The 13,505-nt window shown below is 48.2% G+C and carries 13 protein-coding genes; 6 read left to right on the top strand and 7 right to left on the bottom strand.

What is annotated here, in order from left to right:
* Window positions 1-59: 59 nt before the first annotated feature.
* Complete coding sequence (locus BJP58_RS27355) at window positions 60-1,508, bottom strand: potassium/proton antiporter (RefSeq protein ID WP_194541406.1); 1,449 nt, start codon at window positions 1,506-1,508, stop codon at window positions 60-62.
* A 193-nt stretch (window positions 1,509-1,701) separates the two neighbouring features.
* On the opposite strand from BJP58_RS27355, the gene BJP58_RS27350 reads away from it, so the two are divergent.
* Window positions 1,702-2,811 carry a GNAT family N-acetyltransferase gene (locus BJP58_RS27350; protein ID WP_194541405.1) on the top strand — a complete coding sequence of 370 codons (1,110 nt, stop codon included), beginning with the start codon at window positions 1,702-1,704 and terminating at the stop codon, window positions 2,809-2,811.
* A gap of 196 nt (window positions 2,812-3,007) precedes the next feature.
* Here BJP58_RS27350 and BJP58_RS27345 read toward each other — a convergent pair whose 3' ends face one another.
* The 3 genes from BJP58_RS27345 to BJP58_RS33995 form a co-directional block, all read right to left on the bottom strand.
* Window positions 3,008-3,364, bottom strand: coding sequence for a hypothetical protein (locus tag BJP58_RS27345; RefSeq protein ID WP_194541404.1), 357 nt, complete (start codon window positions 3,362-3,364; stop codon window positions 3,008-3,010).
* A 76-nt stretch (window positions 3,365-3,440) separates the two neighbouring features.
* On the bottom strand, window positions 3,441-4,103 hold the full coding sequence (locus BJP58_RS27340) for a general stress protein (RefSeq protein WP_194541403.1): 663 nt from the start codon (window positions 4,101-4,103) through the stop codon (window positions 3,441-3,443).
* A 44-nt stretch (window positions 4,104-4,147) separates the two neighbouring features.
* Entirely contained in the window at window positions 4,148-4,282 is a 135-nt protein-coding gene (locus BJP58_RS33995) for a hypothetical protein (RefSeq protein WP_267907842.1), read from the bottom strand.
* 56 nt (window positions 4,283-4,338) lie between these two features.
* On the opposite strand from BJP58_RS33995, the gene BJP58_RS27335 reads away from it, so the two are divergent.
* Together BJP58_RS27335 and BJP58_RS27330 are read left to right on the top strand one after the other, a co-directional pair.
* Window positions 4,339-5,292, top strand: coding sequence for a hypothetical protein (locus BJP58_RS27335; protein WP_194541402.1), 954 nt, complete (start codon window positions 4,339-4,341; stop codon window positions 5,290-5,292).
* A gap of 72 nt (window positions 5,293-5,364) precedes the next feature.
* Window positions 5,365-5,604: an NHLP leader peptide family RiPP precursor gene (locus BJP58_RS27330; RefSeq protein ID WP_194541401.1), complete on the top strand. Its 240-nt coding sequence runs from the start codon at window positions 5,365-5,367 to the stop codon at window positions 5,602-5,604.
* Between the two features lie 94 nt (window positions 5,605-5,698).
* Here BJP58_RS27330 and BJP58_RS27325 read toward each other — a convergent pair whose 3' ends face one another.
* The 3 genes from BJP58_RS27325 to BJP58_RS27315 form a co-directional block, all read right to left on the bottom strand.
* On the bottom strand, window positions 5,699-7,588 hold the full coding sequence (locus BJP58_RS27325) for a sensor histidine kinase (protein ID WP_194541400.1): 1,890 nt from the start codon (window positions 7,586-7,588) through the stop codon (window positions 5,699-5,701).
* 149 nt (window positions 7,589-7,737) lie between these two features.
* Window positions 7,738-9,654, bottom strand: a complete 1,917-nt coding sequence (locus tag BJP58_RS27320) for a sensor histidine kinase (protein ID WP_194541399.1) — start codon at window positions 9,652-9,654, stop codon at window positions 7,738-7,740.
* A gap of 195 nt (window positions 9,655-9,849) precedes the next feature.
* The gene (locus BJP58_RS27315; RefSeq protein ID WP_071223508.1) at window positions 9,850-11,301 is read right to left on the bottom strand and encodes a SulP family inorganic anion transporter; all 1,452 of its coding nucleotides are present in this window, start codon (window positions 11,299-11,301) and stop codon (window positions 9,850-9,852) included.
* Between the two features lie 342 nt (window positions 11,302-11,643).
* Between BJP58_RS27315 and BJP58_RS27310 the strand changes: the two genes are divergently transcribed.
* The 3 genes from BJP58_RS27310 to BJP58_RS27300 all read left to right on the top strand — a co-directional run bounded on the left by BJP58_RS27310 (window position 11,644) and on the right by BJP58_RS27300 (window position 13,284).
* Window positions 11,644-12,342 (top strand): hypothetical protein, encoded by a 699-nt coding sequence (locus tag BJP58_RS27310; protein ID WP_194541398.1) that lies wholly within the window; start codon window positions 11,644-11,646, stop codon window positions 12,340-12,342.
* A 280-nt stretch (window positions 12,343-12,622) separates the two neighbouring features.
* Entirely contained in the window at window positions 12,623-12,799 is a 177-nt protein-coding gene (locus BJP58_RS27305) for a hypothetical protein (protein ID WP_194541397.1), read from the top strand.
* A gap of 92 nt (window positions 12,800-12,891) precedes the next feature.
* A complete protein-coding gene (locus tag BJP58_RS27300) occupies window positions 12,892-13,284 on the top strand; it encodes a hypothetical protein (RefSeq protein ID WP_194541396.1) in 393 nt (130 codons plus the stop codon).
* Window positions 13,285-13,505: the final 221 nt, after the last annotated feature.

The raw sequence follows: 13,505 nt of genomic DNA, 5'->3' as shown, positions 1-13,505 counted from the left end.
ATTTATTTTTAAGATCAACTGCTATGATAGGCATCATATTTCTCCGGCTTCAAGTAACCTTAAGACAACCCCAGGATCGTTTTCATTTCCTTCCGCTTTTGCTTCGGATTCATCACATACAACGTATCCCCTGCCTCTATGACCGTACTCCCCTTAGGCGTAATGATCCGCTTCTCCCGAATAATAGCCGTAAAGAGGATATCGTCCGGCAGATTCAGCTGCTGAATCTCCTTGCCGATAATGGGCATCTCCCCATCCACCAGAATATGGTTGATCTCGGAATCCGTTTTTCCAAGAGCCATTAACTCTAATAAAGTCGGTGCTTTGGCTTTATCCTTCTCCACCAGCGAAAGCATCTGCGTGAGCGGAGAGATCGTGGTGCCTTGGATCACCGCTGAGGTCAACACAACAAAGAACACGACATTAAAAAACAATTCTCCATGCTTGATTCCCGCCAGAACGGGATATGTAGCCAGGACGATCGGTACGGCCCCGCGAAGGCCCGCCCATGAAATTAATATTTTCTCCCGCATGGCAAATTTGGTAAACAACAGGCTGCTGAACACGCCGATCGGCCTGGCTATAAATATGAGAATCAGGGACAATAACAGTCCTTGCCATACAACCTCCGACAGCTCATTCGGGAAAACAAGCAGCCCGAGCAGGACAAACATGACGATCTGCATCATCCAGGCGAAACCTTGGTTAAATGCCTGAATCGTCTTCCGGTATGTCAGCTCGGTATTGCCGAGCAGCAAAGCCATCACGTATACGGCGAGCAGACCGCTGGCTCCAAGCCAAGCGGCGGCGGCATACGACATCACGGCGAATCCCAGTGCCGTTACGGGATATAAGCCCGAGGAATCGAAATTGATACGATTGATCACATATACGGCCAGCATGCCGATAAGAACACCGACAACCAGACCCAGTCCCATCTCCATTACGAACGAAAAAATAAGACCTATCAAATTCAGTTCCGGGTATTCGATCCATTCGATAAGGGATACGGTTAGAAATACCGCCATCGGGTCATTGCTTCCGGATTCAGCCTCCAGCGTCATTCGAATCCGTTTCTTCAAATTCGTTCCGCCGAGTACCGAGAAGACGGCCGCCGCGTCCGTCGAACCAACAATCGCACCAATTAACAACCCCTCTTGTAACGAAATATCCAGAATGAATGCAGCGCATATTCCGACGACAACCGTTGTCAGCAACACACCTATCGTTGCAAGTGAAATGGCCGTCCCCATAACCGGCTTGATTTCTTTGAAATCGGTCTGCATCCCGCCCTGAAACAATATGACAATCAACGCAAATATGCCGACCAGCTGTGTGAGCTCCGCATTATCGTAATAAATGAAGCGGCTGAGAATCATCCCGATGGCAATAAACAGCACCAGGGCGGGCATGCCGAAGCGAGAAGAAAATTTGGTGGTCAATACACCTGTCACTAGCAAGGCGCCGCATAATAAAATCATGGAATCAACAAAACTTGGCAAGCTCATCCCTCCGGTGCGTCAAATTCGTACATTATATTACCCGAAAATCATCGCTTCCTCGCACACAATAACTACTCCATCGGTCAAAGATTAACGGCGGAGCTGGCAGACAAGAAATTTGCAAACGTTTACTGGAAATTCCACGCCCAATGACTTTATACTGGTAACAAGCGACATACATAGGGGAGGCGTCAATCGAGTGAACATATCTATTATGAAAAGCGATCAACTACATCAAGCTGTTGAGCTGTCCGACCGTATATTTCTGAAGCAGCCGGAACAGCCTTCTATGGGGGTATCCTTTCCTCCGATATTCTCGCCGGGAATCAGCCATTCCTACGGTGCATGGGATCAAGACAAACTCGTTTCATTCATGGGATTCGTACCATTTACCATTCAAACTCGCGGTGCTCGTTTAAATGTCTACTCCATCGGCTCCGTCTGCACAGATCCGGAATACCGGGGTCAGCGACTCGCAGGCAGTCTCCTGGAACAGTGTATCCGTCATGGCGAAGCTTCGGGGGCATCCTTAATCCTCATTTCCGGCGGAAGATCCCTGTATACCCGGGCAGGCAGCCGTTTGTTCGGCCGTGCACTCCGGTTTCGTCTAGACCGGGCCGTCATGGAGCCCTTACGGGCGGTAACGGGAAAACAAGTGCGCATCCGGGCAATGCAGCCGCAGGATTTATTCCACCTTCAAAAGCTCATGGAACAGCGGGAAGCCGGTTATGTTACCACAGCTTCGGAGCTTAACAAGCTGCTGGGTGCAAGCGCATATTCCAACGTGATCCGTCTCGAGCAGCAGGTGCTTGTCGCCGAAGAAAACGGCGTGTTGACTGCATTTGCTATCATCGCCGTACCCGGAGCTGTGATGACTCCTTCGAGAGAATCTACCCTTGTAGAATGGGGGGGAAGCCCGGAAGCGGCTGCGCTGGTCATAGCCGAGGCGATCTCTTCCTTCAACCTGTCAGAGCTAACCGTTCCGCTGCCATGGCAGGATAACGAGCTGGCAGCGTTAATCCAATCCGCCGGCATCAAGCCTGAATATATTCAGAATGAGGGGACCGTGTATTTGGTCAGCGGCCCGGAACTGCTCCGTCAGCTGGCTCCCCTGCTGCCAGAGGGGTTGATTCAGGCAGATGGCGAGCATGGTCCTTACCGTCTTAGCTTGAACAATGAAGTATTGGAACTGGATGATGAGGGTTTGCTCTCGATCCTGTTTGATCCGGAATCCTCTTATCGGGCTAACGGAAGCATAACCTTTGAACCTATCCCTCTCCCGTACACAACAGGTCTTCAATATATTTGACGCAGATACTGAAGGTGCATTTGATCCTTCCCCTAGTGGGGGAGGTCATGTGCACCCTTTTTATTTAATTGGTTAGGATCTGAATCTATTACCCGACAGTCAGTACAGCGCTGCTATTCATACCAACCATGGTCGTGCGCCTATTTTTAACTGGATATGTGCCCTTCTTCTCCGCTTATACATAGGATGAAATAACCTATCTGATAGAAAGAGGTGCATGGCTTGAGTCATCATCCAAAAAGAGGCCTGCAATCCCAAACAAGCCTGGGTATTCCAGGGCTTTTCCCCGGATACCCGTTCTATCCTTATCCATACTATCCACCTTATTATCCGGTCTATCCTTTCCCTCCGTTTTATCCGGGATATCCCGGTCACGGATTTCCTGGACACGGATTTCCTGGACACGGGCATGGACATGGCCCATGGCATCCTGGCGGACCGGGTCCGTGGCATCCAGGTGGTCCTGGTGATCCCGGACACGGACACGGTCCTGGCGGCGGTCCCGGTTACGGGCCGAGGGGAGCACAGAGACTGCGCAGTAAGCGGTAAACACTCGCTAACGCGCATAACAACCCGCCCGGTTCATCCCGGGCGGGTTGTTATTGCTAATCCATAGCTATAAATGGCCTTTACCGTCTCTTCGAGATCTCATCCCGATCCGGACTTATGGCACCGCCATTACCATCACCATAACCTTGATACAGATTAGGGTCCGGAACCGCATCCTCGGTGGCAGCCGCTGCTTCGGAGCGTGAATCTACCGGCGCACCGGAACCGCTATAGGTGCCTTCCTCACGGTAATGATGTTCATTAAGGGCGCTATTGCTGCGGAATATATCATATACCCGGCCACCGTTCGTTTCATCTGCATCCACCATGACCAGAATATGGCCTTCATCCACATAGCCCCCATATTCCTCGGCTTGCTCTTCCGGAATTCCAAGGCCAATAAGACCGCCTACCAATCCGCCCGCGCCGGCGCCAACGGCTGCTCCCGTAAGGGTTGCCGCGATCGGACCAGCCGCGACGATCGGACCAATGCCTGGAATGGCCAATGCACCTAAGCCGGCTAGCAATCCGGTTACACCGCCTAATACACCGCCTGTAGCCGCACCGGATGCCAAGCCCTCAGGTGCCTTGGTGCCGGTCTCCTCCTGAATATGAGAAGATTCACCGCGATCTTTGGCAATGACAGAGATTTCATCGGCTCTGAAACCTTGCTGCTTTAGTTCCTCAATGGCCCGGGTTGCTTCCTGCTCCGTCCGAAAAGCTCCTACAATTTTCTGAGTCATATGAATTCCTCCTAATGGTCATTTTCGGTTATCGCTGTACATTCCTAACTTAAACGCCAGCCGCCATAATCAAACAAAAAAACTGATGTAGTGTCTGTAATAGGCCTCGCCGCAGCACCAATAACCCCATAATTATCCAGTTTTAAAGACTGGTAATATTTAACTTTATAAATATTCATGTTAATATAGCAAGTAAGCACTTGTACCTTAAAAATAGAATAGGGTTGGTGATTGCATGAACTGGTTCAAGCCGTTCGAGGACGATCTTGCTGCCGCATTCTCTGTCTGCGAAGCAAGGTTATCCGAGCTCCCTGCTCCCTTGAATGAAATCGGTCTTTCCTACTTGAGAAAGTTTGACGTGTTCGAGCAGGACAGTTCCAAAAATTACATTTGTTATCTGCTTCCTTTCTGGATGAAAGAACTGACCGAACTCCCCGCCGATGTATACCGACACCTCTCAGCGGCCAACATAATCGGCATGTTATACTACTTCATTCAAGACGACATAATGGACTCGCCCCATGACAGTCAGTCTTCCACAGATTCGAAACATCATCTCGCACTTGCTAACCTGCTGTATTACGAATTTCTCACATCCTATCAACCCTATTTTCCAGCAAACTCCGACTTCTGGTCTTATTTCAAAAACTACACGTTTGAATGGTCGGAAGGCGTTATCCATGAAACCCAGGATGATTACTTCAAGCACAACCCTATCATGGTTGCAAAAAAGGCAGCTCCCGTAAAGCTGGGAAGCACGGCAGCATTGCTTTTATCTGATCAAGCAGGCCTCATTCCACGAACGAATGATGTAATGAACCATGTTTTGCTTACCTTGCAGATGATGGACGATTGGACCGATTGGAAACAGGATCTTGCGGATGGCAGCTACAATTGCCTGCTGTCTCTCATTAAATCGGAATTGGGACGACCGCGCGACACGAATCTGACGATGGCCGAAGTTCAAGAAGCCATCTATATCAACAACGCGTTGAAGCCCTATGCAGACATTGCGGCAGCGACCCATGCCTTTCTCTTATCGGTAGATATAGACGCCCCCCATCTCATCTCCTTTCATCAAACGATGGTGGACGAGCTTCAAGCCGAAGCAAATCATATCGAAAACAGTAAAGAAACCCTTTCTTTTGGCGGATTAAACTATTACTTGTCTATTCTAAGCAAAAAATAATAGATTTTATATTTGTTCCATGGTATTCTTTAAGAGTAAAAAATAACCAATTTATTTGAAAGGGTGATTCTTATGACGACAGAAGCCATCTTTCAAACACAATTGATTCAAAAAGCTTGGGAGGATCCTAGCTTTAAGGCAAAATTGCTTAGCGATCCGAAATCCGCCATCAAGGAAGTTCTTGGGGTGCGGATTCCCGACCACATCGAGATTCGAACGCTTGAAGAGAACCCTAACGAGCTGTATCTGGTCATTCCTCCGAATCCATCAGGCGTGATCAAGTCAGAAGCCACAGCAAAAGCCATCTGGTAAAGACTACATAACAGCTTGGACATTTCATAAATAGATGTTATCGGCACAAAGAGTGGGGACGATCGCCGTCAAAGCGCTGCCGCAGCTTAGCGAATTATTCGCCAGCTGCGGGAAGCGTAATGACAGCATCCGTCCCCACTCCTTTTTTACTCGTAAAATAAATGTCTCCATTCATGGCCTCGATAATTCGGAAGGTCACCATCAGACCAAGCCCCGTGCCCTTGGTTTTGTTGGAGAAATAAGGCTCTCCCAGCCGTGCCAACACATCCGGCTCCATCCCTTCGCCATTATCTATAACATGAATAAATACCTGGTCCTGCTGACGATAGCATCGGATATGAACCAATCCCTCTTCGCCCAGCGCCTCGATGCTATTCTTAACAATGTTGATAAAAGCCTGCTTAAATTTCGAGGAATTCCCCCGAATCGTAATATCCTCCGGAATATCAACGGTAATCCTGCCTCCTTGGAGGTGGGCAAGTGGACCAAGTATGCCTTCGATATGTTTAAACTCCTCCGCAACCCGTAGCACGGTGTCTTTGCCGAATTCCGGTTTGGCAAAGGTCAAGAAATCCGTAATAATGCCGGATGCACGGTCTAATTCCACCAGAGCCAAATCCAAATATTCGCGTTCCGTGGCTTGGGCTTTTCCAGTTAGAAGCTGCAGGAATCCCCGCGTAACTTGCAGCGGGTTACGAACCTCATGCGCAACCGATGCTGCAAGCTCACTGATGATCTCCATTTTCTCCGATCGCTGCAGTTCATTGTTGAACATCTCAAGCTCCTTGGAGTATTGAAGAATCCGTTCGTGGTTTTTGGCAAAATGCCGTCCCAGAATGACAATCAAGGCAATAATGAAGCTGACAATCCCCCATTTCCAGAGGAAGAGATTGTAGCTGCCACGGGTGAGGAAAAATTGCAGCAGCTCGCTTAAGCCCACAACTGCGAAGATTGCAAAGCCTGCATTAAAAATAACAGCGTCCTTATTACCCTTCACGGCATAATACATGGAGCTTCCGACCAGCAAAACAAATTGAACGATCATCACAATACCCATTACATGAACGGAGAAGAAATAATACAGATCGAACCATTGATTCGAACCCCATTGATTAACAATCAGAAACAGCCCGCAAAACAGCGAGTAAAATATCTGGAACTTGCGGAGTTTGCGCAGCAAGCCCTTCCAGCCGGGCCCAAAGATGGTTTCAAAAAAGAGACTGAACGAAGGAAGTAAGATAAATAATGAGATGTCATATAAGTGAGTGTAAATATTTCCATATTGATTAAAAATCGTATAAAGAAACGGGGAGTATGTAAACACCAGTATGCCTACAGATAAAATAATGCAAGAAAGGGATAATACAGCGACCAAATATTTTCTGTTCAAAAAAATAGCGCAGATCAACATCACCAATGCGATAAATATAAAGGCGCTCCCAAGAATGATGTCCATTAAATTCGACTTGATAAACCGATTAAACATGTCCTGATAATCGCCGACAAGGATTTTCCCTTCAATCGTCACATGATCTCTAGCGGTCTCCAGCCAGATGTGAAGGTCCTTGCCGAGCATGTTCTGATGCAGAGGAAGCAAGATGTAATTAAGCTCATAATTGTACGTTCGGGTAGATTCGTAAATCTTCTCATGGTTCGCATAAACCGCAACCTGCTGTCCGTGGAGCTTATCAATCAAAATGCCAGGGGATGTGGATGCGATCTCGGGAATCTTCATATGAATCCACGCGGATGCCTTGGTATGCGGCTTAAAAGGCTTCGAATCACCGGCCGAAGTTTCCATCCAGTCATTGATATGGACGGGGACGCTCTCTGGTATCCCCCGGGACTCCGACCAGAGGATTCTCCACTCCTTAATCGCTGCACGAACTGCCGTTTCTTCGGTGGCAAAGACAAGCCTGGGGAGCCCCTGGCTTAAAGTAAATACGATGATCAGGAACACAGCGATTCTCCATCCAGACTTCATTGACGCACCTCAAACATTATAATGAGTGAAACTCTTACTGTGTTATTCGATGCAACAAAACCTTCCACCTTCTAAAATTCGGAAAAATGATAAAATTTTCTATTATAGATGTAACAAAGAGAGACACCGTTATGGTATCTCTCTTCCATTTATACTTCCGATTCCTGCGTAGCAGGTACGGCCGGAAAGCGTATAATGGCCTCGGTCCCGCTGCCCTTCTCACTAACAAAATGAATGGTGCCATGCATCGCTTCGATGATTCGAAAGGTAACCATCAAGCCAAGCCCCGTCCCTTTGGATTTATTGGAGAAGTAAGCCTCGCCAAGTCTCTCAAGATCGGCAGCATCCATTCCGATGCCGTCATCTTTGATATGAATCACCACTTCTTCTCCCTTGGCATAGGCCCATATGCGAATAACCCCTTCTCCATCCAGTGATTCGATACTATTCTTGACGATATTAATCATCGCTTGTTTAAGTTTGGAAGAATTACCCTTCATGAATAATTCCTTTGCGTTATCCAGCTCGATCGAGCCTCCGCTAAGATTGGCAAGCGGCAACAGGATGCCTTTTACGTGCTTCAACTCTTCATACACATTCAGCTTGGTCTCGTTCTCTAATTGAGGCTTAGCAAATGTGAGGAAATCCGTGATGATTCCCGAAGCCCGATCCAGCTCCTTCAACGCCAGGCCAAAATACTCCTTCTCCGCCTGTTTGGTGTTCTGTGCCAGCAGCTGCATGAAGCCGCGTGTCACTTGCAGTGGATTACGAACCTCGTGTGCTACTGAGGCGGCCAGCTCGCTGATGATCTCCATCTTCTCCGATCGCTGAAGCTCATTATTAAACATCTCCAGTTTCCTGGAATACTGCAGCACTTGCTCATGGCTGCGGACGAATTTACGGCCCAGCATGACGATCAAGGAGACAATCAGTCCGATAATGCCCCACTTCCATAAAAAGAAATGATATTCCCCGTCATGGTAATAAAAAGCCAGCAGATCTCCGAGCGTCGCTAACGCCATTATCCCAAAGCCTACAGAAAAGATATAAGCGTCCTTGTTCCGCTTGGATGCATACAGAATCGTAGTACCGACCAGCAGCAGCATCTGCAGGATAATCAGAATACCCAGGATCTTCACCGAAACCAAATAGTAGATCTCGTAAAATGAATGATGGCTGACCACATGGGCAACTAGAAATATCAGGCATATGACGGAATAGGCTATTTGAAATCTTCGGCAGTAGCGAATGACTCGATAGGGCCCGGGGCCATACATATTCTCAAAATAGTAATACAGCGCCGGCAGCACGGCGAAGAGTGAAATATCAAACACCGAGACCCACACGCTGCCTTGCTCTCCATAGAAAGTGTATAGGAACGGTGAATACGTAATAAGCATAGCCCCGCTTGCCAGAATAACCACGCTAAGCGACAGCCAGCTGGATACCGTATGCTTCGGGAGGAACAAGCAGCAAAAGAACATGACCACCGCAATAAACAGAAACGAGCTGCCCAATATGAAATCTTCCAGGTCCTTCTTGATAAAGTTTCCACGCAAATGCTCATATTCGCCAAGTATAATATCGCCTTCGATGCCTAACGTCATATCCTTGACGCCGTTCGTCCATATATAAACGGTCTTGCCGGCATCATCCGGATGGACCGGAAGCAGAAGAGAATGATTCGTGTACATATAGTCTCGCTTGGCTTCATACACCTGTTCATTCTCCAAGAAAGCCACAACATCCTGTCCCTTGATGCGGTCAATCATGATGGCCGAATGTTTCCAAGGGAGAGCCGGTAAAGTAAAACGATTCCATGCTGAATACACCCCATCTGACTCGGGGGGGCCCTTCTTGTCTGGTATTCCCGTCAACCAGCTTCTTCCCTGCAGGTTGACCGGCGAAACAACCTCCTGTTGTTCGTTATCCCACATAAACTGCCAATCGGATATCACGATTTGAGAACTCTTTGCGTCCGATTTTCCCGGTGATATGGTCGATATAATCAGCAGCAGCGGCACCACCAGCAGAAGCAGGAATATGGATTTGGGCATATCCTTCATCTAGTCAGCACCTCTAACCGTCTATAGTCAATAAAAGTCCGCATCTTCTCCGTCTTGCCGATTCGACAAACTTCGTGTTCATTTACAATCAATATAACATGAAACGTCTGTTCCGTTTGTAAATTTTTTATTACATACAGGCAAATGAAAAGGGATCGCCCTTAACCCTAAGGTTAAAAGCAATCCCTTACACCTCTAGTGTGTGGAGCTTGAAGCAAGGCCGACTTTATCAACCATCCGCTGACTTTCGTCGTTCAACCCCACGAGCCTGATGTCTTTACCCGCTTCCTTGTACTTATTCAATACCTTGGAAATAGCATTGGTGGCTGACTGATCCCATACATGGGATTTGGAAAAATCAATCACGACCTGCTCAGGGTCCTCATTTACGTCAAACAGGTTTACAAAATACATCATCGTTCCGAAAAATAACTGTCCCCGGATTTCGTATACCTTCGTACCGTTTGGCTGCACATGCGGTACGGCATGGATTTTTGCCATTTTCCAGCCGAAATTCAGCGCGCTTAATATAATTCCGATCATGACCCCGATGGCCAGATTATGCGTGGCCACCACGATGATTACCGTTGCCAGCATGACTATGGCATCACCTAGTGGTACACGATGAAGTGTGCGAAGCGATCCCCATTCAAATGTACCGATGGAAACCATAAACATGACCCCGACAAGCGCTGCCATCGGAATTTGTTTCACGACATCACCGAGCACAATGATGAGAAACAGCAGGAACACACCGGACACCAGCGTTGATAACCGGGTGCGACCGCCCGATTTGACATTAATCACTGTCTGTCCGATCATGGCGCAACCGGCCATGCCGCCGAAGAATCCAGTGATCACGTTGGAAACTCCCTGCCCGCGGATTTCGCGGTTCTTGTCGCTGCCGGTCTCCGTCATCTCATCCACGAGTGACGCCGTCAGCAGCGATTCCGTCATCCCGACGACAGCAAGAGCCAGAGATATAGGCAATATCGTCATGATCATATCCAAACTGATGGTTACATTCGGAATGTGGAAGAACGGAAGAGCCTGCGTAATGTTGCCCATGTCGCCCACCGTTTGCACAGGAGCTTTGAACCACACCGCGATGATGGTCATCACAATGATGGCAACAAGCGCCGAAGGAACTGCTTTGGTAATCAGCGGCAGCAAGTAGATGATAAGCAGCGTTCCGATGACCATCAAGTACATGGGCCACGACTCGCCCTTGAAATTCGGAAGCTGGGCCAGAAATATGATGATGGCCAGTGAGTTCACGAATCCGGTGATGACCGGCTGGGGAACAAATGTAATAAACCGCCCGAATTTGAGCGCCCCCATCAACAATTGCAAAATACCTGTAAGAATGGTTGCCGCATACAAATACTCGATCCCGTGCATCGCCACGAGCGGCCCCATTAATGACGCCATGGCCCCTGTTGCTGCGGAGATCATGCCGGGACGGCCGCCAAAGAATGAAATACTGACTGCTATCACAAAAGAGGCATAGAGTCCAACCATGGGATCGACGCCAGCCATGATGGAGAATGCGATCGCTTCCGGTATGAGAGCGAACGCTACCGTCAATCCTGACAAAATATCCCTGCGCGAGTTGCCAAAGAAGCCTTGTTTAATCCATTGAAACAAAGTCCTGATCACTTCCTGTTCTATTATAGTGGTTTGACAATCCACTCTCAGGATTGTCCTGGTCCGATAATCACTTTTTCGATTATAACGGGATCATTTCAAAATTTCATTATTCAATTTAAGGAACCTATCCCACGATATCATTCATTTTCTCCCGTTTGTCTTGAATTACGTCCATTTTTCCAATTTAAAAATATTCATAATACGGCAAATGACAGGGAAAGATAAAACTTGTTTGGTTTATCATAACCTGAAAAGATCCAAGATTCATTCTTGATTCAGCGGGTAAAGTCGAAGTATAGAAACCTATTGTATTTGAACTCTTGGAAGGAGATGGACCCTATGCGAGACGAAAATAACCGCAATACGCTGGCAGATTTGACATATTTGGAATTCGAGGCCAAACGGAGAGTCGAGGATACGGACATGATTCCACAAGATGATCTGAGAGACGTCAACACCTACACGGAGCAAAGCCTAAGCAGCGAAGACGCGGACCACATCGCCTACGATCAGAATGAAGCTGCGCCTGCGGATGCGAAACCTGACGAACGTCTGAACCCGGATCACAGCGCCATCGATGCATGGGAAGCGACCGGTGCCGATCCCGATCAGCGGACCATTGCCGACGAAAGAAACTTTTCCTCCTCGGGGCTGGCCGAAGCAGACCGAATCGAACGGGATCGACCAGTCGATGAAACTTACATTCGCGATGTCGCAGATGATGTAACGAGTCGGGAATGGCGAGCTGTCGAAGGTGAGCCCCCTTCTCGCCCCGGAGACGAAATTATCGGCCAATATTCCGGCGATACAGAACGGCGGCTTGCAGCTGACGCTTCATTAACCGGCAGCGGAACTGCGTTTTTAAATCAGGACATTTTTACGAATTACCCAACCGAAGAAGATGAATACCAGCCGCTGGAGGATGTACCGGATGCGGACGCCATAGCGGCTAACAGCCCGGTGGACCCAGCCGCCCCGCCAACGGAACAGATGCACGGTACCGATCTACTAAACGGCAGCCATGGTGAGGACGACTAAACCTGCAAAACCCGCCTCTCCTAATAGGAAGGCGGGTTTTATACTTGTATGGGTTCGATCCTCTATTTTCCGAATATGATATCCAGCCAGCCGAGAAATGACATCCACAGCAGGATGCCGATCAAGGTACCCCATATGAGTGCTGTTAATATGTTTCCCTTTCTTTCCATGCCTATGCCTCCCATACAACATCTTTTATAGTAAAACAGTATGGGTCGAGCTATCAGTTCTTATACTAGCCAACCATTTCAAAGACTAGATTTAATAGGAGGAACAGCCGATGAAGAAGCATCCTGACGAGAACCCACGTTTAGTGACCGAACGCGACATTGATGAGGATTTTGGCCTGTTTGTCGAGGATTCATATCCGGACAGCATCCCGATACCAGGCAGCATCAAACACGAGAAGCCGGATGGCAGTGAAACGAGCAACCGCGGAAACTCTTCATCTTCCTGATCCTTCACACCGGAAATGTAACCTCTACGTTCACCCAAGTCATACCTTCCAACATACACTACACCATACGACCCTGGAAGGATGATGCTGATATGAAAGGATTGCCGATCCATCCCTGCGGACATAAAATCACGCTGCAGCAGCGGCTGGCCTCTTTAACCGGTCATCTGGTAGAAGTCAACGCACCGAACACCGGTTTACAACCCGGACGTTTGCAGCGGGTATTCCCGAAAAATTTCATCAAGGTACAGGGCGAGCTCTTTGTGCCGTCCAGTCTCAACTCGGTTCGGGTATTTGATGTCAAGCCGCCGGGCAAAACGGTGCTGATAGGCGTGCGGACCACCTTCTCTACCCGTGGTGCCTTTAACCGGATCCGTCTGGTCAGAATCGGAGCCGATTTTATTGAATTGCTCGCCAAGGATAAGAACCGTTCCCGGATTTTGCTCCCATTAAACAAAGTGGAGGGCATATTCCCGGTGAAGTAGAGACAGTTAAACGTTTTCCTTTTCCTCAAGCTTCCAGACTTGCGACAAGTCCGGAGGCTTATTTTTTGATTATGGATACTCAGGCAGGACCGACTCTGGCTTCTGTGACATTACGTCGATAACGTTTTCCTATAGATTATGTATACTCACCTTTTTCGATTTTCAGTACTTGTCCAACCTGTGCTAAAATATGATACAGATTAAATACTTAAGGCTTGATA

It is taken from the genome of Paenibacillus sp. JZ16 (genome assembly GCF_015326965.1).
In the GTDB taxonomy this organism is placed as follows: domain Bacteria; phylum Bacillota; class Bacilli; order Paenibacillales; family Paenibacillaceae; genus Paenibacillus_AQ.
This window is presented reverse-complemented; position numbering and strand designations above follow the sequence as displayed.

Bases quoted from the DNA above. Each gene is read 5' to 3' on its own strand.
- BJP58_RS27355 (WP_194541406.1), bottom strand. From the start codon at position 1,508: ATGAGCTTGCCAAGTTTTGTTGATTCCATGATTTTATTATGCGGCGCC.
- BJP58_RS27340 (WP_194541403.1), bottom strand. From the start codon at position 4,103: ATGACTCAGAAAATTGTAGGAGCTTTTCGGACGGAGCAGGAAGCAACC.
- BJP58_RS33995 (WP_267907842.1), bottom strand. From the start codon at position 4,282: ATGAATATTTATAAAGTTAAATATTACCAGTCTTTAAAACTGGATAAT.
- BJP58_RS27335 (WP_194541402.1), top strand. From the start codon at position 4,339: ATGAACTGGTTCAAGCCGTTCGAGGACGATCTTGCTGCCGCATTCTCT.
- BJP58_RS27330 (WP_194541401.1), top strand. From the start codon at position 5,365: ATGACGACAGAAGCCATCTTTCAAACACAATTGATTCAAAAAGCTTGG.
- BJP58_RS27325 (WP_194541400.1), bottom strand. From the start codon at position 7,588: ATGAAGTCTGGATGGAGAATCGCTGTGTTCCTGATCATCGTATTTACT.
- BJP58_RS27320 (WP_194541399.1), bottom strand. From the start codon at position 9,654: ATGAAGGATATGCCCAAATCCATATTCCTGCTTCTGCTGGTGGTGCCG.
- BJP58_RS27310 (WP_194541398.1), top strand. From the start codon at position 11,644: ATGCGAGACGAAAATAACCGCAATACGCTGGCAGATTTGACATATTTG.
- BJP58_RS27305 (WP_194541397.1), top strand. From the start codon at position 12,623: ATGAAGAAGCATCCTGACGAGAACCCACGTTTAGTGACCGAACGCGAC.
- BJP58_RS27300 (WP_194541396.1), top strand. From the start codon at position 12,892: ATGAAAGGATTGCCGATCCATCCCTGCGGACATAAAATCACGCTGCAG.